The organism is Halomonas sp. HP20-15 (assembly GCF_033446685.1).
Lineage (GTDB): Bacteria > Pseudomonadota > Gammaproteobacteria > Pseudomonadales > Halomonadaceae > Modicisalibacter.
Genome location: NZ_JAWQLY010000008.1, coordinates 64551 through 85082 on the forward strand (window position 1 = coordinate 64551; position 20532 = coordinate 85082).

General features: G+C 61.1%; 16 protein-coding genes. 8 read left to right on the plus strand and 8 right to left on the minus strand.

The features are described 5' to 3' along the window. Positions 1 to 5: 5 nt before the first annotated feature. The 3 genes from R6258_RS11960 to R6258_RS11970 form a co-directional block, all read right to left on the minus strand. Positions 6 to 656 (minus strand): class I SAM-dependent methyltransferase, encoded by a 651-nt coding sequence (locus tag R6258_RS11960; protein WP_318450783.1) that lies wholly within the window; start codon positions 654 to 656, stop codon positions 6 to 8. Between the two features lie 88 nt (positions 657 to 744). Then, a complete protein-coding gene (locus tag R6258_RS11965; protein WP_318450543.1) occupies positions 745 to 1539 on the minus strand; it encodes an SDR family oxidoreductase in 795 nt (264 codons plus the stop codon). Between the two features lie 177 nt (positions 1540 to 1716). Then, positions 1717 to 2184 (minus strand): DNA mismatch endonuclease Vsr, encoded by a 468-nt coding sequence (locus R6258_RS11970; protein WP_318450545.1) that lies wholly within the window; start codon positions 2182 to 2184, stop codon positions 1717 to 1719. Positions 2185 to 2226: 42 nt separating this feature from the next. Here R6258_RS11970 and R6258_RS11975 point away from each other — a divergent pair, with 42 nt between their 5' ends. After that, a complete protein-coding gene (locus tag R6258_RS11975) occupies positions 2227 to 3909 on the plus strand; it encodes a DNA cytosine methyltransferase (RefSeq protein WP_318450546.1) in 1683 nt (560 codons plus the stop codon). Positions 3910 to 3984: 75 nt separating this feature from the next. Here R6258_RS11975 and R6258_RS11980 read toward each other — a convergent pair whose 3' ends face one another. Genes R6258_RS11980 through R6258_RS11995 form a run of 4 tightly spaced genes read right to left on the minus strand, consistent with a single transcriptional unit; the run spans position 3985 to position 11328 of the window. After that, positions 3985 to 6087: an AIPR family protein gene (locus R6258_RS11980; RefSeq protein ID WP_318450547.1), complete on the minus strand. Its 2103-nt coding sequence runs from the start codon at positions 6085 to 6087 to the stop codon at positions 3985 to 3987. 3 nt (positions 6088 to 6090) lie between these two features. Further along, a complete protein-coding gene (locus R6258_RS11985) occupies positions 6091 to 7074 on the minus strand; it encodes a PD-(D/E)XK motif protein (protein ID WP_318450549.1) in 984 nt (327 codons plus the stop codon). Next, positions 7067 to 9832: a Z1 domain-containing protein gene (locus R6258_RS11990; protein ID WP_318450551.1), complete on the minus strand. Its 2766-nt coding sequence runs from the start codon at positions 9830 to 9832 to the stop codon at positions 7067 to 7069. Before R6258_RS11990 ends, R6258_RS11985 begins: the two co-directional genes overlap by 8 nt. Then, positions 9829 to 11328, minus strand: a complete 1500-nt coding sequence (locus R6258_RS11995) for an ATP-binding protein (RefSeq protein WP_318450553.1) — start codon at positions 11326 to 11328, stop codon at positions 9829 to 9831. The genes R6258_RS11990 and R6258_RS11995 overlap by 4 nt, the downstream gene beginning before the upstream one ends. Before the next feature lie 730 nt (positions 11329 to 12058). Between R6258_RS11995 and R6258_RS12000 the strand changes: the two genes are divergently transcribed. Genes R6258_RS12000 through astB form a run of 5 tightly spaced genes read left to right on the plus strand, consistent with a single transcriptional unit; the run spans position 12059 to position 18319 of the window. Beyond that, entirely contained in the window at positions 12059 to 13273 is a 1215-nt protein-coding gene (locus tag R6258_RS12000) for an aspartate aminotransferase family protein (RefSeq protein ID WP_318450555.1), read from the plus strand. Positions 13274 to 13326: 53 nt separating this feature from the next. Further along, the gene (locus R6258_RS12005) at positions 13327 to 14391 is read left to right on the plus strand and encodes an arginine N-succinyltransferase (protein ID WP_318450557.1); all 1065 of its coding nucleotides are present in this window, start codon (positions 13327 to 13329) and stop codon (positions 14389 to 14391) included. Further along, a complete protein-coding gene (gene astA / locus R6258_RS12010) occupies positions 14391 to 15428 on the plus strand; it encodes an arginine N-succinyltransferase (RefSeq protein WP_318450559.1) in 1038 nt (345 codons plus the stop codon). The genes R6258_RS12005 and astA overlap by 1 nt, the downstream gene beginning before the upstream one ends. Positions 15429 to 15449: 21 nt before the next feature. Beyond that, a complete protein-coding gene (astD, locus tag R6258_RS12015; protein WP_318450561.1) occupies positions 15450 to 16931 on the plus strand; it encodes a succinylglutamate-semialdehyde dehydrogenase in 1482 nt (493 codons plus the stop codon). Continuing rightward, a complete protein-coding gene (astB, locus tag R6258_RS12020; RefSeq protein WP_318450563.1) occupies positions 16928 to 18319 on the plus strand; it encodes an N-succinylarginine dihydrolase in 1392 nt (463 codons plus the stop codon). Before astD ends, astB begins: the two co-directional genes overlap by 4 nt. Positions 18320 to 18353: 34 nt before the next feature. On the opposite strand, the gene R6258_RS12025 is transcribed toward astB, so the two are convergent. Then, positions 18354 to 18938, minus strand: a complete 585-nt coding sequence (locus R6258_RS12025; protein ID WP_318450564.1) for an NAD(P)H-dependent oxidoreductase — start codon at positions 18936 to 18938, stop codon at positions 18354 to 18356. Between the two features lie 136 nt (positions 18939 to 19074). On the opposite strand from R6258_RS12025, the gene R6258_RS12030 reads away from it, so the two are divergent. Both R6258_RS12030 and R6258_RS12035 read left to right on the plus strand, forming a co-directional pair. Continuing rightward, complete coding sequence (locus R6258_RS12030) at positions 19075 to 19968, plus strand: LysR family transcriptional regulator (protein WP_318450566.1); 894 nt, start codon at positions 19075 to 19077, stop codon at positions 19966 to 19968. A 53-nt stretch (positions 19969 to 20021) separates the two neighbouring features. After that, entirely contained in the window at positions 20022 to 20513 is a 492-nt protein-coding gene (locus tag R6258_RS12035) for a GNAT family N-acetyltransferase (RefSeq protein ID WP_412176375.1), read from the plus strand. Positions 20514 to 20532: the final 19 nt, after the last annotated feature.

The following is a 20532-nucleotide window of genomic DNA, read 5'->3' on the forward strand; positions in this document are numbered from 1 at the left end:
CGTCGCTAGCCGCGCGGCCCGGCGTCGGCACACGGTGGCGGCGCTTTTCTCGCCAGCAGCGCCCGAAACAGCGTGCCCATCATTACCGGCTGATCCTCCTCGACGACGAACCCCGCTTCGTTCAGCAGCGGCCCGGCCTGACGGGTGATGTCGGTAGCGATGGCGCTGGTGAGCGCGTTCAGCGCGCGACGGCCCCGCCCCGGGAGATGGCTGTCGGGTTGAAACTTGTCCATCACGCACAGCTGGCCGTCGTCGGCGAGCACTCGGTAGGCTTCGCGAAGTCCCTGCTGGGGATCGGGCATTACCGCCAGGATCAGATGCATGACCACCACGTCGAAATGGCCGTCGGGGAAGTCGAGCCGCTCGGCATCCATCTCGCGGGCGACGAAGTCGAAGCCCAGCGATTCGGCGCGGGCGCGAAAGCGCGTCACCATCGCCGGGCTGAGATCGATCCCGTGGAGTTCGATATGGCGGGGCAGGTAGCACAGGTCGAGCCCGGTCCCGGCGCCGACGATCAGCACGCACCGGCTACCCGTCCAGTCTACGGCTTCCAGCGCCCGCCGCCGCGCGCGACGAAAGGCGCGATCGGCGATCAGGTCGTAGACCGGGGCGTACAGCGAATAGCGCAGGCGGTTCCAGGCGGTAGTGTTGAACATGGCGATCATCCCCGGTGCATGGCGCATGCGACTCCATGAGCCTCATGGGGATGATAGCGCTAGTTGCGTGTCAACGGTGCTTCGCTGCCTAGGCCATGGTGTCGACGATCCCGCCCTCGACGCGCAGCGCCGCCCCTGTGGTGGCGCTGGCCTGCGTGGAGGCGGCGTAGACGCTCATGTTGGCGACCTCCTCGGGGGTGGCCAGGCGCTGGATGATCGACGAGGGACGATTGTCGCTGACGAAGCGCGCTTCCATCTCGGCCGGGGAGATACCTTCCTGCTCGGCGGCCTGCTCGATCATGTCGAGCACGCCTTCCGAGCGGGTCGGCCCCGGCAGAATGGCGTTGACGGTGACGTTGGTGCCGCTGAGCACCTTGGCCAGCCCGCGCGAGATCGACTGGACGGCGCTCTTGGTCATGCCGTAGTGGACCATCTCGCTGGGGATGTTGAGCGCCGATTCGCTGGAGATGAACTGGATGCGTCCCCAATCGCGCTGCTTCATGCCCTGGGCGTAATGCCGCGACAGGCGTACCGCGCTCATCACATTGACGTCGAAGAACTGCTGCCAGGTGGCGTCGTCGATGTCGAAGAAGTCCTGCGGGCCGAAGATGCCGACGTTGTTGATCAGGATATCGGTCTCGGGATGGGCCTCGATCAATGCCTGGCAGCCCTCGGCGCTGCCCAGGTCGGCGGCCACACCGGATACGCCGGCATTGGGCACCGCCTGCTTGATGGCGGCGATCGCGGCATCGACGCGCGCCTGGGTGCGCCCGGTCACGGTCACCTCGGCGCCGGCCTGGGCCAGGCCGCGAGCGATGGCGAAGCCGATGCCGGCGGTGGAACCGCTGACGATGGCATGCTTGCCGGTCAGATCGATCTGCATGAAGCTCTCCTTGATCTAGTTGCTTTCGCTATTTCCATATGAACTCAAGGCTTTGCAGTCCGACAATAGCTGATGGTTGCGGTTTATTGTAAACCTGCATGGCTGTGAACAACCTGGTATCATAATCGAGACAGCGGCTGCGGAGTGCCAATAGCCATTAGTAGCAAAAAGGCAAGGTCAAACATCGGGAAATCGTATCCTCGGGGGCATGGCTGGCCACTCCTGGTACTGGTTGGCTACTTCGATCATTCGAGGGATGTCGGATAAGGAATCCTTGCAGTGCTTGAAACCACACTCCCACACCACAAGGACACGCCACCCCATTTGCTCAAGCTCCACATAGGCACTGTTGTCTCGACGAACGTTGCCGAGGAATTTCTCCTCCCAGAACGCCTGACGCGTCTTCGGGGTCGTCGTGTAAAGGCAGCCCGCATGGCGGTGCCAGAAACAGCCATGCACGAAAATGGCCAGCCTGTGACGCGGGAGTATCAGGTCCGGAGAGCCGGGAAGGTCCTTGCGATGAAGGCGATACCGATACCCAATAGAGTGAAGATGCTTGCGCAGAAGGACTTCGGGCTGGGTGTCTCGCCCTTTAATGCCCCGCATCATGCGTGATCGAGTCGAGCGATCGACGACATCGGCCATGATTTTTCCCACTACTATGATCGTAAGCTCAGGTTTGCATTGATGACGAAGCAGATTCAAGTGGTTGACCTCTTCGCGGGCCCCGGGGGGCTCGGAGAAGGGTTCAACTCTCTAAGGAGAACTGACGGCAGTCGTCATTTCAGGACGCTCGTGTCGATCGAGAAGGATGCTGCAGCCCACCGCACCCTGACACTTCGCGCGTTCTATCGGCTTCTGCAAGACAGTGACCATGGCACTTCAGCCTACTTTGACTACCTGCAAGGCGGTGAGCATCCATCGAAACGCGAAGATGTCCAACACCTGTGGAAGGAGGCTCAGCAGGAAGCGATGCAACTCGAACTGGGTACCGGGGAGGGCAACAATGCATTGGAGGCTCGACTACAGGCTTCCCTTAGAGATGATAGTGACTGGGTGCTTATCGGAGGACCGCCCTGCCAGGCGTATTCCGTGGTGGGGCGCGTCCGTAATCTAGGCGTCAAGGGCTACCGAGCAGAAGAGGATAATCGGCATTTCCTGTATCGCGAGTACTTGGATGTGATCGCAAGACACCGTCCTGCCGTCTTTGTCATGGAAAATGTCAGGGGAATGCTGACGTCTCGGGTTGGCGAGAAGAGGATCTTCGGCCAGATCCTCGAGGACCTTCATGACCCCACTACGGCAACCGGACAGAAGGGACCCGCTGCCATGGCGGAAAGAGAGGACGGGTACACCATTTTCTCGATTGAGGATGAAAGTGTTTATTTCCCCTTGGAATATGGCCTGTTCACACCCGTCCCCCTTGATGAAGAGAAATATGACATGTTCATTGTCAAGGCAGAAGATCATGGCATTCCCCAAGCCAGGCACCGTGTCATTCTGGTGGGAGTAAGAAACGACATCGTTTCTCGTGCCGGAGCTCCGGCCATGGCACGACAATTGCATATGGCGAGGACCGAGAACAAGGATAAGGTCACCGTCAGAGATGTATTGGCAGATCTGCCACCCCTCAGAAGTGGACTAAGTCGCAACGACAGCGACGACGCATGGTATGGCAGTATCAAGCGGGTGGCAGCCAGGGTGGCGAATGATCTGCTCATACACAAAAGCGAACACCTTCAGGAACAAGACAGAACAGCAATCGCTGAAGAGCTTCTCGAGATAGCAAGAGAGCCAAGAGAGGGGCTAAAGCGGCAACACGAACCCTTGGCTAAACCTAGACCTGTCGCTCCTACCTCCGAGCTTGAACAGTGGTATCACGGCGACCACAACCGGAACGAGAAAGGGTTATGGTATAACCACTATGCTCGGAGCCACATGGAAGAAGATCTGGCCAGGTACCTCTATTGTGCAACCTTTGCCAATATCATGGGACGTTCGCCCCTGGGTTCAAAGGAGATCTATCTCGATTCCCTGGCACCAAAGCATGCAAACTGGACGACAGGGAAGTTCGCCGATCGATTCAAGGTTGTACTTTCTGGGCAGCCTTCGAAGACGATCACGAGCCACATATCCAAGGATGGTCACTACTTCATCCACTATGATCCCTTCCAATGTCGCAGCCTCACCGTTCGCGAGGCGGCACGCCTGCAGACCTTTCCGGATGACTACTACTTTGAGGGCAATCGCACCGAGCAATACGTACAGGTAGGCAATGCGGTGCCTCCAATGTTGGCGAGGAAGATCGCCGAGAAGGTAATGGAGGTTTTGCAGCTCGAGCAGATGCAAACAAAAGCCATGCAGGCTTGATACAGGCCTGCTTGGGAATCCTGCGGACCAAAATCAGGTTCAGGAGTTTGCGCCTCCAGAACACCAGCTGGCTGATTACCCAGTATCGCTCTGAACACCTATTTTGAAGCCATCAATTTTCAATTTTTCAAGAGCTTTCATAGCCATAGTGCACTGCCTCTCGGATGGAAGGGAGTTGGGGATCTTGCTACACTTTTCCAGAACCCCTGCTTCTATTGGTGTAAGAAGCTTATATTTCATCCCCCACTCAAGCGCCTTCTTCCAGTACAAGCCACCGCACTCAACCACAAATATATAGGTATTAACCTCTGAAATTTCAGATTGCTCCCTACGTTCCTCATAAACCACGGACGCGGCTTCGCCAGGTGTTGCAAGATACTTTTTTAACTCTGATGGATATCCTGTCTTCCGCTGTTGCACTTGGGCCCAGCAGGCCTGCTTCTTGGCCCACTCACTCATGTTCCTAACCCCTTCCGGAGGGTGAGTGATGACGTCATGGGCGCCTTCAGCCGCATGGAGGAGCGCGCGCTCCACAGGTTCCGGAACAGACTGCTGACGCCAGATTCTGTCTAGGTCGACAAACTTGTCCTGTTCTTCGATGTCGTAGGCCAGCTTGGCCATGGAGTAGGTGACGATATTCGCCCTGTAGCCACCTTCATACCAAGGCTGCTGCGGTACTGTCTTTTCGAGGCGGCGGAATATGATCGCCTTTGCGATCATCCGCTTGAACCATGTCTCGTCAAAGCGTTTATCAGACTTTTTCCACTCTTTGGCAATTTCCTTTTGAAAAGCGACGAAGTTCTTTTGCGCGCCTGCGCTGACTATATATGGTAACCCGGACCATGAGTTCTCGAACTTTGCCAAATCCGTCTTGTTGAAATACTGCGAGCGAGGATACTCGAGATCGAATTTCTTGCGTTCGGCGTCGGTACGCCGAGCCCGCTCGTCCGGATATTGCCCTCGCGCCCTTTCGTAGAACCATTTTGTTTCTTGGTATGCACTTTCGCTTTTTGGCGCAAGGATTCGTCGAGAAAACTCCTGCAGTCGCATCTGAAACGGATGATTCGATGCCAGATCAGCATCGTTCACCTTATTCTGACTATTTGCATAGAGCGATATATTCGGGATGACTTCTTCTGCTGCCTCAGGTGGCACGATATTCAGTTTCATCTGAACATAGACTTCGTCGAGGCGCGCCTTAGGCCTCTTGGGACGTTGTTTTCTCGCGGAGTGTATCGACGCTGTGGTTTGTCCCCCATTCACGATCTGCAAATTATTAGCGGAGACAAGGACCGGGCCATTTTCCGTCTGCCGAATTTCTACGTCATCAGCGGTTGCCGTGATGCCATTATTGTAGGCGAAGAACATCTCTGGCTGATCTTCGAGCGTATTCCGGATGCCTTGATTAACCTTTCCACGCGCCTGTAGGAAGCTGCGCACGTTCGCCTCCAGAAGGCGCGTTCCCCATTTCTCGTAGATGTCTCCCAGCTGGCTGCCACGAATGATTGCCATGTAACTCTCTAGCGCCGCGTTTCCCATCGACGCCCCAAGAACTGGGATGGCGCCACCGAAATCGTTCTCGAAGTTGATCTGAAGATCTTCCCGGGTTTGACCAGAACGAATAAATTTTTCAATCCGCGCTAAGTCCCAAACGCTGTATGTAACAGGTTTTCCTTCCACCGCCCCCGCTGGAAGGCCGTCCGCTTTTGCCCGTTTTTCCGCGTTTGTGATCACGATCAGCTTGATTTTTGTAATGCTGGGCCACGTCGTTGCAATGAGATCAGCAAGCATGAACCCTGAGCTGGTTTCCTCAAGTTTTTCCCGGAAATCCTCACTGAGCGCATGTCGAACAAAACCGATCAAACGATTGAACTTTGGCTTCAGGTCATCTGCATAGAAAATGCGTACATCTTCCGTAACCTGGAAATCGCAGATTACCAAGCTCAGAATACTCTGAGCGTCGCGTGGATCGCCCCCGTAGCCGTCCACCTGAAGTGCAACATTTTTATGTCCGTTTCCCTCGAAATACGCGTAATCCGCGCCATCCAGTTCACCTGCTTCGGTCAGAATGTCGCCCATCTTCTCGAAGAAGGCCTCCGTTGTGTAGGTCCCGCCAACATCCGCTTCACCCTGGATGTCGGCGATAAGTTCTCTGTGAAATTCTTCGAGTTCCGACATGTATCAAATCTTATCTTTATTAATAGCGGATTGTGTTTTCTCGATTGCTGCCAAAAGCATGTCATCCTCGACCGTGAACGTAGCGCAGGCATCAATTGCGATCGCATACTTCACATTGTGAACGCCCATGGGCACGGGCGAGGGGATGCGAGGAAATCCATCCTCGACGCGAAACGCAGCGCGCTTGCCGACGCTCCAACGCCTATCGCTATAATCGTGCGCCCAGTCGAATCCGGACGCATTTAGAAGCCGCTCCCAAGTGCCATAGGCGTCCAAGGTCGCGGACCGAAAGGTGTCCTCGACGACCTGGACATGATCCGAGAGAGTCATTCCCTCGGGTTTGATTGCGGCATCGACGTCATAAACCAGCAGGAAAACATCGGCGCCCGCTACATCAGCGAGTTGATCAGAGGATGAAATCTGGACCTGTGGCCTTGCTGCGCCTCGGCGTGCCTTCACCTCCATGCACATACCATAAAGTTCGAAGTCCTTCACTCCATCTTCGGGGCCACGCCAAGCTTCGATCGCCGCTTCTGCCCCGATCTCTGCGCAAAGGAGCTGGAGTACCTGAAGCTCCCCGACCAGACCTCTCTGTTCCTCGATACTCAAGCGTTCCGAAGAGCCGCCCCGCAGCAGATGGTGCCATCGCAGGGTACGCCGCACGGTGCGATCCAAGGCATCGAGCGGCGTTTCTCCTTGCTCACCTGCCGAGACGATGTCCATGCAGAGGTTAGCGAAAAGATCGACCTGCTCCGGATCGCAGAGCGCCACGAGCAGCGCGTCTCGCGCACCGAGTTTACGATATCTGATATCGAGGCTCTTGATCTTCGGAAGGGGCAGGACCCTCTCGGTACCGTCCGGCAGCGCGAGAGCGAGCGCCACCCTGTCGTTTTCGACAACGGCCCAGAAAAAATCGTGGCGCCCTCGCTTGTCGACCCGACGAGCCTCATCAAATCCTAGACCATCCCAAGGATGTACTTCAGACATCTTCCATCTCCGCATCCTCATCGAGGTCTTCCTCACCGAATAGCTCACGGAGCATGGTGGTATTCATGACATACTCCACCTTCTCATCCGGGCGCGATGAGACGGGAAAGCTGATCCCGAATGCAACAACCGGTTCCTTCGGCAGGAGGCGCTCAAATCTCTCGCGGGCCTCGGTCTTTTCGGGCAGTCTCACTGAAAGCAGGAAAAGCACCAATAGTGGCCTCTTGCGTACTCGCCGATAAATATAGTCTGGGAAATTTATCTTGCCGGATTTCTCCAGACGATGAGCCGACATAAAGTCAGCCTCAGCAAGGGCTACATTTTCTGGAGCGACACCAATCTTTTCAACTCCTCTCGAGGCAACCCGCGCACGTTGACCACTGATCGCCAATATGCCGTCCTCGAGCTTGTCCGGCCCTATACTTCGCCGCGCGGGACCGATCGGCCAACCAAGGACATCGCTAGTTTCTTCGTTTTCACTCACGCTAGCGAAGAAAACATCCCATTTGCCCAGTTCGTCATGGGCTCGCTGATCGATATATCTTCGTAGCGGGTCGATGGTCGTTCCGACACATTCCCGTGCATTCCGGAACCGCAGCAGAAAGTCATCGACGTGGGCAACATCGATGCCTCGCAGAAGATAGCCACCTTTCTCAAGTTTGGCATCACCCGGTTCATGACCATCTTCACGCAGAGCGGTCACAAAGTCTCGAGCCGCGCTCATGTTGCCCTCGAGAACATCAGGAACATTGCTAAGCTTGTACGTCTCGACATAACCATTCGAAAGGCCGATTCTCACATGTTTCTCGCCTGACCCAAGCTTGTTTCGCGCTGTGACCAGAAGGGACGAAGGGTGGCTTCGTACCGCCAGCCCGAATTGCAGGGGCGTCGCCCTATCTCTCTGCATGCGCCGGAGCTCCTCATGAAGTTCCTCGGTGGCCTCGGCGATATGGGCGTACCAGGCGGTCGCCTGAGGCGGCATCCAGATCCGGCACAGATCCTCATAGTTACCTCGGTAGCCAAACCAGCGCCCCATCTGCATGAGAGTGTCATACATCATCGAGTTGCGCAGGAAGTAGGAGACGGTCAGCCCTTCGAGGGTGAGGCCTCGCGACAGCGAGAAGCCCCCGACCGCGATCACGCTCAGCCCGCGCTCACCCGCCGCGGAGTAGTCGAGGTCATTGACCCGACTGTTTACCTCGACGACCTTCGCGGCACCTATCGAGTTGAGCATCTGCGCCTGGATCTCGCTCCAGTCCGACCATGCTTCATAGAACTCGGCGGCCCATATATCGCGCAACGCTGCAATCTCAGGATCCCGAATGCCCCTCTCACCCAGAGATGCGTTAACGCGGATGGAATCTCGTATCGTGTCGAGCACTTCCTGAAGTCTATTGCGGATCAGACCCTGTATGCGGGTGAAACGGCTTGCGTTGACCAGCATCGAGGCATGCTGATGGCGCTGCCCCCGTAAGTCGCGGATAGTCCGCGCGACAAGAAATGCACGGAGTGCCTCGATCATGCTGGAGGGGACCGAAACGAGTTCATCGTCTTTCTTGTGTCGGATCGGCAGCACATCCTCGTTGTCGATGATGTTGCGAAGATAGAGCGGTTCTTCCTCGTCAGGCATGCCGTCGAGGAACACCTTGCGAGGCCCGAAATAGTTGCCCGGAGCATCGAGACCGATGATGAAATCCCGAGGGAAAAGATCTTCCGCCTCCATCTCCTCATCCTGTTCGGGGTCGATGAAGATGTTCGCGAACGGGGTCGCGGTGTAGCCTACATAGCAGCTCCGGCGGAAAAGGCCGAGCAGTTCCCGGATCTGCCCGTTGATCCGGGAGACCTCGTTCTTCCCGTATTTTACATTGATGGATGCGTTGTCCGCCTCGTCATCGATCAGCAGCATCGGCTGGTCGACCATTTCGGACGAGTGGTTCGCACTGTGCTCTCGCAGCCATTCGGTCAGGTTGCGCAGGGTATGCATGTTCTTCTTGATTACGAGTACCACAGGGACCGCGTAGGAAGCGATCTGGCTCGTGTTCGAAGTCGCGGTGGCCTTGTTGAAATCCCGGATCGTGTTGGTGAGACTGACTGGCGTGAATCTGTCATCGAACTCGGCAACCCCGATCAGCTTGGGCCTTTCACGAGTGCCCATTTGGGCAAGGCGGCTGGTGTCGCGCCCGATGAAGCCCTCGTCGATCCGGCCTTGCGTCTGGTTGCGCAGATTGTTGTGAAGCCCGGCGATCACGATGATCAACCGGTAGCCGACGTCGGCGGCCTTGCAGGCTAGCCCCGTATAATTGGCTGTCTTTCCGCTCTGGACGTGCCCTACGACCATACCCTTGCGATCCCAGGTCCGCTTGTCGTGAGGGTTCCCAAGTCGCCCTAGGATCGTATCCGTCACTTGATCTGTCCCGTAAATGACGTCCTGGGGTAGCTTTTTCTTGAACAGCAGCTTCTTGTAGCGGGTCCAGTAGTACCAAGGGTCTGAGCCGCTTTCGATTTCCGGTCGGACGGATTCGAGCCACTGTTCAAAGTCTTCAGAGTCCACTACTGATCCGAGCCCCATGCTGACGCCAATTCGTTCCTCGATCTCGCGAGCCAGAAATTCGGCGTCATCATCGGTAACATCCTTGAAGATCAGCGGCGCCTGGCGTAATGAGCCGATAAGTTCTCTGATCCCCTCCGGTGTCCGTCGAGCGCTGTCCGCGAGCCCTTGGGATACCATGTTGTCAAGCGTGTCGAGCTGGTTCGTCATTCCGAGTCTCTCTGTTGGAGAATTCTGGCAAGCACGGGCTCAACCCGCTCCCACTCGTTGCGGAACATGTCTGTAGTCTTCAGCATGGTACTCACGCCTGCCTTCGAGATGCCCTGCTCGAGAAGATGGGGAACCATCGAGTGCAGGGCCTGCTCCAGCGCATCCACCTCGGCATCTGACACCTTGACGGTTTCGGCATGACCCAGCATGTCAGCGTGTAATGAGTCCATCGGCAGGCCTGCGCCGACAAGCAAGATGCAGTTCCTGAATTCCCGCCGCTGGGCTTCAGGAAGGCGCTCCTCGAACTCGACAAGGGCTGGATGGTCGGTGTTCGGCTGATATACGATCGCCCCATCTTTCAGTACCCGTTTCCACATCGGCACTCGGGTCTCGTCCGTAAGCTTCTGCCCCCGCCTTCTGTAGGTCCGCTTGGATGTCTGGACAAAGCGTTCGATGATTTTCTTGAGCCGCTCACGCACGGCCGGTGGCAACTGGGCGGACGCCTTCTTGACGTCGATTTTCCAGTCAGCATCCATCGTGTTCGGGATGTCCACCCGAATACGGCACAGCTTTGTCAGCTCGGTCTGCCGCGCGAGGCCGAGCCAGCTGCCGCTTATAATCAGGCGGTCACCCCGGTAGATGTAGAATCCCTGTGATCTGAGGTGCCCTTCGGGACCACCGAGCTCATCCCACTCGTCCCGGTGCAGGGCCTTGTGGTGGGGAACGGTGAAGCTGCGAATACGCACGACACCATGCGCGAGAGACAATGTTTCTTCGGGGTCAACCTGGGTTGCCGGATGTTTACTTGCGAACGGGTCGATCGGATTCAGGACGCGATCGTTGATGGAGATCGAAAGCTTGCCTTTACCGCCTCGCTCCATAAAGCGGTGAAAGACAATTCGCAGATGCCTCTCCGCGCCCGACAACGCATGATTGATGTTCTGGGCACGTTTGTGAGCATCATGCCGATAACCACCATCAACCCGATCAAGCTTCTCCCAAAGAACCAAGGTTCCGTCGCCACTCAAAAAGTCAGCTTGAGGAATATGGCTGGCGTCATTGATCAGCGATATCTCCCAGCGGTCCGTCTCAGCAACCTCGTCCAGGTCCCATCTCGCACCTGCCAACACGCCATTGCGCCGCGACAGGACGGTCAACCTCCGGCATTGAGAAAAGCTGGCACTCTTGAGGCCGAGACCAAACCGCCCAAGGTCAGATGACGCCCTTGCCTCAAGTGGGTTCCTACTGCCTAGGCGCAACGCCTCGATTAACTCCTCCTTATCCATGCCGCCGCCGTTGTCGATAATGGCAATCGATGGATCGTCAGTAAGGGTGTCTGCATAAACGTGCACAGCGGATGCACCTGCAGTTATGGAGTTGTCGACGACGTCAGCGAGCGCGGTGGCCAGTGTATACCCTATATCTCTCAAGCTCTCTATCAATGCAGAAGCTCGAGGTGTTGCATCTGCTTTTTTTGTCAAATCGTCGTCAACCAATGAAATTGCCTTACTATTTAATCCATAATGAGGGAAACAGCATTATAATGTCCATATTGGGTAGCTGAGCCGAGTGGCAAAGTTGGAGATGGCGTTGCCTATATCCCGGGTGACTCACAAGAGGGGCCTGGAAAAGAAGAAGACGAATGACATTCTCTATTTTGATCAGTCAGTGATGGTAATAACAGGCTCCATGCGACCATTCGCCATGGTTGAAAGCGTATCCTCCTTAGACTTTCTCCTGCAATGGCAGTAGCAGCGATCAGCTGAGTGGCCACGCCACAAGCCGTGATTCGGCATGTTACTTGTTGTGCGAAGCCCTCGATCGCAGCGGCACCATCGAGCCCATGGAAGACCGACCTTGTCGACCCACGTGATCCGTTGCGAGACCATCATTCACTGGCCAGCCAGCTGCGTACGATCATCTCGGCGTGCCATGGGTTGGATTGATCTGAGCGGACACCACAGCGCAACGATCCGCTGTGGTATCTGATGTGTAGTGATGCGCGTGGACTCGTGTGGCGTCGGTCACGCACAACCAGCCTTATATAGACCGTGGCCGCCGCTTTTCATAATTCGCCGTCCCATTGCTGTAAGCCCGAATGGCGCGCGCTCCTTATACTCGAATGAGTTCTGCATAAACGCCGGTACGCGCGGTCGTCTTGCGCCGTTCGGCGATTTATCCAGCGATTCCCGATGAATCGATCACTGCCACCGGATGGAGAATCCCATGACCGACACCCCGACCCGCGCCGACTTCGACCGTTACATGGTGCCCAACTACGCGCCGCAGCAGAGAATCCCGGTGCGCGGCGAGGGCAGCCGCCTGTGGGACCAGGAGGGGCGCGAGTACGTCGATTTCGCCGGGGGTATCGCGGTCAATTCGCTGGGCCATTGTCATCCGGTGCTGGTCGAGGCGCTCAAGGCCCAGGCCGACAAGCTCTGGCACCTGTCCAACGTCTACACCAACGAGCCGGCGCTCAAGCTGGCCCGTGCGCTGACCGAGCGCACCTTCGCCGACAAGGTCTATCTGTGCTCCTCCGGCGGCGAGGCCAACGAGGCCGCGCTCAAGCTGGCGCGGCGCTGGGGCCACGACACCCACGGCGAGCGCAAGGCCAAGATCGTCTCGTTCCGCCAGTCGTTCCACGGGCGCACCCTGTTCACCGTCAGTGTCGGCGGCCAGCCCAAGTACTCGCAGGGCTTCGGGCCGGTGCCCGGCGGCATCGTCCACGGTGAGTTCAACAATCTCGACAGCGTGCGCGAACTGATCGACGCCGATACCTGCGCGGTGATCGTCGAGCCGCTGCAGGGCGAGGGCGGCATCGTCCCGGCCACCCAAGAATTCCTCGAAGGCCTGCGCGCGCTGTGCGACGAGCACCAGGCGTTGCTGATCTTCGACGAGGTGCAGTCGGGCATGGGCCGTCCGGGCACGCTGTTCGCCTACATGCGCTACGGCGTGACGCCCGACATCCTGACCAGCGCCAAGTCGCTGGGCGGCGGCTTCCCGGTCGGCGCGATGCTGACCACCGATCGCATTGCCCCGGTCCTCAAGCTGGGCACCCACGGCTCCACCTACGGCGGCAATGCGCTGGGCTCGGCGGTGGCGCTGGCGGCACTCGAATACATCGACACCCCGGAAGTGCTGGAGGGCGTCCAGCAGCGTCACGAGCGCTTCCGCGAGCATCTCGACAAGCTCAACTCGAAGTACGGCGTGTTCCAGGACGTGCGCGGCATGGGCCTGTTGATCGGCGCGCAGATGGCGCCCGAGTACGAGGGTCGCGCCAAGGACATCCTGCCGCTGGCCATCGAGGAGGGCGTGATGGCGCTGATCGCCGGGCCCAACGTGCTGCGCATGGCGCCGTCGCTGGTGATCCCCGAGGCCGACATCGACGAGGGCATGGCGCGTCTCGATCGGGCCATCGCACGCTTCGTCGAGTCCGCATGAACGTCCAGCCGTCATCGATGAGTTCGCCGATGTCACCGACGAGAGGAAATGCCATGCTGGTCGTGCGTCCCGCCAAGCCGGCCGACCTGCCGGGCCTCGAGCGCCTGGCGGGCAGCGCCACGCCACGCCTGACCAACCTGCCGACGCACCGCGACCGGCTCGAGGAGCGGATCACCCGCTCGCAGCGCTCGCTGTCCCGCGACGTCGACTTTCCCGGCGACGAGAGCTACACCTTCGTGCTCGAGGACCTGGAGCGCGGCGAAGTGGTGGGCACCGCGACCATCCGCGCCCACGCCGGCGCCCACGAGGCGTACTACACCTATCGTCAGGAAACGCTGATCCACGCCTCGCAGCAGCTCAACGTGCGCCGCGAGGTGCAGACGCTGTCGCTGTCCCACGAGGTCTCGGATGCCAGCCTGCTGTGCGCGCTGTCGCTCGACGCGCGCTACAAGGGCACCAGCGCCGAGAGCCTGCTGCGCCGCTCGCGCTTGATGTTCATCGCCCAGTACCCGGAGCGTTTCGCCGAGATCCTGGCGATCGCCTTCCCCGGCTACCTGGACGACGACGGCGAATCGCCGTTCTGGAACAGCGTCGGCCGGCACTTCTTCGCCCGCGGCTATCAGGAGATGAATCACCTCGCCGGGGTGCGCTCGAAGAGCTTCATCGCCGAGGTGATGCCGCAGTTCCCGCTGTATCTGCCGCTGCTCACGCCCGCGGCCCGCGCGGCGATCGGCCAGGAACATTCGGCGCACGAAGCGGCGCTCGCCGAGATGCTCGCCGAGGGCTTCTCGCGCTCGCGCCACGTCGACATCTTCGACGCCGGCCCGCTGGTCAAGGCCGACCGCGAACGCCTGGCGACCTTCCGCCATAGCACCTGGCATCCGGTGCGCATCCGCCCGGCCAGCGCGCTGCCCGATGCCGAGCCGGCGCTCATCGCCAATCAGAAGCTCGGCGGGTTCCGCTGCGTGGTGGCGCGCTACGCGCTGTCGCCCACCGGCCAACTGGTGCTCTCGCCGGAGCACGCCGCGGTACTCGGTGTCGAGGAGGGGCGTGCGGTGCTCGCCACGCCTCTGGCGCTGCCCGATGCGGAAGACACCTTCGACGAGGGGGAACTGTGATGCGCATTCGTCCGATTGCCCGCGGCGACATCGACGGCCTGCAGCAGATCGCCCAGGAAACCGGCGTGGGTTTCACCTCGCTGCCCGATAACCGCGATTTCCTGGCCGGCAAGATCGAGTCGGCGATACGCGCCTTCGAGCAGAAGACGCCGGTCGACGACCGGCTGTACTTCTTCGTCCTCGAGGACGACGAGAACGGCGAACTGGCCGGCTGCTGCGCCATCGAGGCGCAGGTGGGTCGCGAGGTGCCGTTCTATCATTACCGGCTGGGCACGCTGGCCCATTCCTCGGTGCAGCTCGACCTGCACCGCACCATCGACACGCTGTTTCTGAGCTCGGATCATACCGGCGACGCCGAGGTGGCCTCGCTCTACCTGCGCCCGGAGTACCGTGGGGGGCAGCGTAATGGCGCCTTGCTCTCCCAGGCGCGCTGGCTGTTCATGGCCCAGTTCCGCGACAGCTTCCCCGACAAGGTGCTCGCCGAGATGCGCGGCAAATTCGACGACAACGGCGTGAGCCCCTTCTGGCAGTGCCTGGGCAGCCACTTCTTCCCCATGGACTTCAACGAGGCCGATCGCCTTACCGGGCTGGGTCAGAAGAGCTTCATCGGCGAGCTGATGCCCAAGTTCCCGATCTACACCACCTTCCTGAACGACGAGGCGCGCGCCTGCATCGGCGAGGTCCATGCGCACACGCGTCCGGCACTGGAAATGCTCAAGAAGGAGGGCCTGCGCTGGGAGGGCTACATCGACATCTTCGATGCCGGCCCCACGGTGGAGGCCTATATCGACGACGTGCGCGCGGTGCGCCACTCCCGGCTGTGCCCGGTCGAGGTGGTCGGCGATTCGCAGGCTCGCGCGGCCAACGCCGGAAGCGAGCGGCCGACCTGGCTGGTGTCGACCACCCGCATGGCCGACTTCCGTGCCAGTTGGGTCGGCCGTGGCCCCGGTGCGGACGGCAGCCTGGCATTGACCGACGCCGAGGCGCGCCGGTTGGGCGTCACCACCGGCGATTCCCTGCGGGTTCTGGAATCGTAAGCTCGAGTCCTAGGAGTATTTATGCAAGCCAAGCAACAACTGTTCATCGGCGGTCGCTGGGTCGACGGCGACGCCGAACGGCTCGTCAAGACCGACCCGATCACCGGCGATACCCTGTGGCAGGCCAGTGCCGCCGACGCCGACCAGGTCGAGGAGGCGGTAGCCGCCGCCCGCGCGGCGTTTCCCGGCTGGGCGCGGCTGGGCTTCGATGCCCGCTTGTCGATCGTCGAGCGCTTTCGCGACGAGCTCGAGGCCAACCGCGAGGAGCTCGCCGAGAGCATCGCCCATGAAACCGGCAAGCCGCTTTGGGAGGCGCGCACCGAGGTCGGCGCGATGATCGGCAAGGTGGCCATTTCGGCGACCGCCCATCAGGAGCGCACCGGCGAGCGCAGCCGCGACGTGGCCGGCGCCAAGGCCGTGCTGCGGCATCGCCCGCACGGCGTGCTGGCGGTGTTCGGCCCCTACAACTTCCCCGGTCACCTGCCCAACGGGCACATGGTGCCGGCGCTGCTGGCCGGCAACTGCGTGGTCTTCAAGCCCAGCGAGCAGACCCCGATGACCGCCGACCTGACGCTGCAGTGCTGGCAGGCGGCGGGGCTGCCCGACGGCGTGATCAACCTCGTCCAGGGCGCCGCGCCGGTGGGTCAGGCGCTGTCCGGCGCAAGCGACATCGACGGGTTGCTGTTCACCGGCAGCGCCAAGATCGGCAAGCTGCTGCACGAGCAGTTCGCCGGCCAGGTCGACAAGATCCTGGCACTCGAGCTGGGCGGCAACAACCCGCTGGTGGTCAAGGACGTAGCGGATCAGGACGCCGCGGTACTGACCATCCTGCAGTCGGCGTTTCTCTCCGGCGGCCAGCGCTGCACCTGCTCGCGGCGGTTGATGGTGCCCGAAGGCGAGGCCGGCGATCGGCTGCTCGAGGCGCTGACCGATGCCATCGCCAGGCTGCATGTCGCCGCGCCGTTCAGCGAGCCGGCGCCGTTCTACGGCGGTCTGGTCAGCGTGGCGGCGGCCGACGGCCTGCTCAAGGCGCAGGACGATCTCGAGGCGCTGGGCGGAACCGTGCTCGCGCGCATGAAGCGCCTGGTCGGCGATACCAGCCTGGTGTCGCCGGCGCTGATCGACGTCACCGGCCTCGAAGTGCCCGACGAGGAGCATTTCGGCCCGCTGCTCAAGGTGCACCGCTACCGCGACTGGGACGAGGCGATTGCACTTGCCAACGACACCCGCTACGGGCTTTCCGCCGGGCTGATCGGCGGCGACCCGGCCGATTGGGACGACTTCCTGCTGCGCATCCGTGCCGGCATCGTCAACTGGAACCGTCAGACCACCGGGGCATCGAGCGACGCCCCGTTCGGTGGCATTGGCGACAGCGGCAATCATCGCCCCAGCGCCTACTATGCGGCGGACTATTGCGCCTACCCGATCGCCTCGATGGAATCGGAAGCGTTGGCGATGCCCGACAACCTGCCTCCGGGCGTGACCTTGGGAGACGGGGCATGAGCGTGACGGCGAACGACGCGGCGCTCGATACCCGGCGCGGGGTGCGCGAGGTCAATTTCGACGGCCTGGTCGGCCCCACCCACAACTACGCCGGGCTGGCCCACGGCAACGTGGCGTCGATGCGCCACGGCGGGTTGGCCTCCAACCCCCGCGAGGCTGCGCTGCAGGGGCTGGCCAAGATGAAGGCGCTGGCCGACGCCGGCTACGCCCAGGCCGTGTTGCCGCCGCAGCAGCGCCCCGATCTCGGCGCGCTGCGCGATCTGGGCTTCACCGGCAGCAATGCCGAGGTGCTCGAACGTGCCGCGCGCGAGGCGCCGCAATTGTTGCGTGCGGTGTGCTCGGCCTCGAGCATGTGGACGGCCAACGCCGCCACCATCACCCCGAGTCGCGACGCCGCCGACGGCCGGACGCATTTCACCCCGGCCAACCTGCAGTCGAGCTTTCATCGCTTCCTCGAGCCGCAGACCACCGGGCGGGTGCTCGCGGCGATCTTTCGCGACGAAGTGCGCTTCGCCCACCACCCGGCGTTGCCGGCGACCCCGGCGTTCGCCGACGAGGGCGCGGCCAACCACACCCGGCTCGCCGGCGCGCATGGCGATGCCGGCGTGCATCTCTACGTCTACGGCCGTCAGGCATTCGGTGGCGACGCCGAGCGCGAGCCCAAGCGCTTCCCGGCGCGCCAGACGCTGGAAGCCAGCCAAGCGGTGGCTCGCCAGCACGGCCTTAGCGCGGACCAGGTGGTGTTCGCCCAGCAGCATCCCGACGCCATCGATGCCGGGGTGTTCCACAACGACGTGATCGCGGTGGGCAATGGTCCGGTGCTGCTCTACCACGAGATGGCCTTCCTCGACGAGGAACGCACTCTCGACGAGCTGCGCCGCAAGATGGCTGCGCCGTTGATCCCGGTACGCGTGCCCAGCGAGGCGGTGAGCCTCGACGACGCGGTGAGCACCTACCTGTTCAACTCGCAGCTACTTTCCGACCCGGACGGCTCGGGGGCGATGACCCTGGTGGTGCCCGGCGAATGCCAGGAGAACGAGGCGGTGTGGCGAACGATCCAGGACCTGCTGCTGGCCGGCCACAACCCGATCAACGAGGTGATGGTCAAGGATGTCAAGCAGAGCATGCGTAACGGCGGCGGTCCGGCCTGCCTGCGCCTGCGGGTGCCGCTCTCGGAGGTGGAACGCGCCGGACTCTCGGGCCGGGTGCTGTTCGACGAAGCGCTGTATGGCGCGCTCACCGGCTGGGTCGAGCGTCACTATCGCAATTCGTTGACCCCGGCGGATCTCGCCGACCCGCAGCTGGCCGACGAGACGCTGACCGCGCTCGACGAACTGACGCGGATTCTCGAGATCGGCTCGGTGTATCCCTTCCAGCTCGAGGCCTGAGCCCGGCAGCTGATCTAGCCGCCGGGTATCGCTGTCAGGCCGCGGCGAAGACGCGCTGCAAATGCTCGCTATAGGCCGTGACATGGCCCTCGATGTCGGGGGCCTTGATCACGTCGTTGGCGAGAAAGCTGGGCAGGGCGTCCAGGCCGACGAATTGCTGCGCCTTGTGAAACGGAAAGTACACCGCGTCCACCCCGCGCCCCTCGAAGAAATTGCCCGGCTCGTCGAAGGCGTCGCTTGGTGCGTTCCAGGTCAGCGAAAGCATGTAGCGGCGACCCTGCAACAGCCCGCCGCTGCCGTAATGGCGGCTCGGATCCTGGCGCGAGCGGCCGTCGCTGGCATAGAGCGAACCGTGGCCGGTGGTGAACACTTCGTCGATGTAGCGCTTGACGGTCCACGGCGCGCCCATCCACCAGCCGGGCATCTGATAGACGATGACGTCGGCCCAGAGAAACTTCCCGACTTCCTCGTCGAGATCGTAACCGTCGTCGATACGGGTTTCCTTCAGTACATGGCCCATCTCGGCCAGCACGCCGCGTGCCGTGTCGTGAAGGGTGTCGTTGTAGCGTCCGCCGGAGTGGGCGTAAGCCTTGCTGCCATTGATGAGTAGAATCTTCATGTTGCTTCGGTGCCTGTCATTAGCGTGTGCTGAATTGCACCGAGTTTGGCCTGTGCTGCCTTTCCCAAAAAGCCAGTAAACTGGGAAAGATAATTGCCTTACAGGCAACAATGCAGCAACCACGGCGAGCGAGACGATGAAGACCAACCTGGAAGAGTACCTGGTGTTTCGCACGGTGGTGGAGGCCGGTTCGATCACCGCAGCCGCCGACCAGCTCAGACAGACCACCTCGGGGGTCAGCCGCGCGTTGCGTCGTCTGGAAGACAAGCTGGACACAACCCTGCTGCGGCGCACGACGCGTAAGCTGGAACTCACCGACGAAGGGCGGGAATTCCTCGTCCGGGCGCGCTCGATCCTCGATGCCGTGGAATCCGCCGAGGAACAGATGGCGCTACGCCGCCAGCAGCCCACCGGGCGCCTGCGGGTCAACGCGGCGCCGAGTTTCATGCAGCATATCGTCGTGCCGCTGGTCGGCGAATTCCGGCGCCACTATCCGGGTATCAGCTTGGAATTGGATACCCATGACCGTTACATCGACCTGCTCGAACAGCGCACCGACATCGCCATCCGGATCGGCGAGCTGCGCGACTCGACACTGCACGCGCGGCTGCTGGGTCACACCCCGCTGCGCCTGTTGGCCAGTCCCGACTATCTGGCGGCACACGGCGAACCTCAGGACGTCGGCGATCTGGCTCGGCATACGCTATGTGGCTTCAACCAGCTGGACGAACTCAACCGTTGGCCACTCTTCGATGCCCAGGGCCAACCGCTGCAGGTCACGCCGGATATCGCGGCCTCCAGCGGGGCCACCCTGCATGCCCTGGCGCTGGAAGGGCACGGCATCGTCTGTCTGGCGGACTTCATGACCCGTCGCGATCGCGAGCAGGGGCGGCTGGTGCCGGTGCTGCAAGACCAGACTCAGCGCGTCCATCAGGTCATCCAAGCGGTCTATTATCGCAATACCGCGCTGTCGCTACGCATCACCCTGTTTCTCGACTTCCTGACCCAGCGCCTCGCCGGGCGCTTATGACGAAGCGTGGGCTGGCAGAAACTGACGGCACCGATCAAGCAACGATAAGGAGAATGTGCGTGACCGAGCACATCGCTATCATCAGGCTGCATGCCGACTCGCCCCACGCCGGGACCGTGGCGGGCTGGACCCATGACACCTGGGGCCATCTGCATCCCGAGACCTCGGCCGAGGAGTATCGGCGGGAATTCTACGCGCAGTGCGGCGAGGGCGGCGTGCCCTCGGTGTTCGTGGCGATGCACGGCGCACTGCCGGTGGGCACGGCGAGCCTGGTCGCAGACGACATGAGCGCGCGCCGCGAGCTGACGCCCTGGCTGGCCTCGGTATTCGTGCTGCCCGAATGGCGCGGCCTCAGTATCGCCTCGCGCCTGGTGCGGCGGGTCGAGACGGAAGCGCGGGCCCAGGGTATCCGCCACTTCTATCTCTATACGCCCGATCGGCAGGCGCTGTATCGCCGGCTGGGCTGGCGGGAGCGCGAGGCGCTGATCTATCGCGGCGAGTCCGTGACCGTCATGAGCCGGCGGCTGGATGCCACCACGGCCTGAACCGGACCCGCCTGCGCCG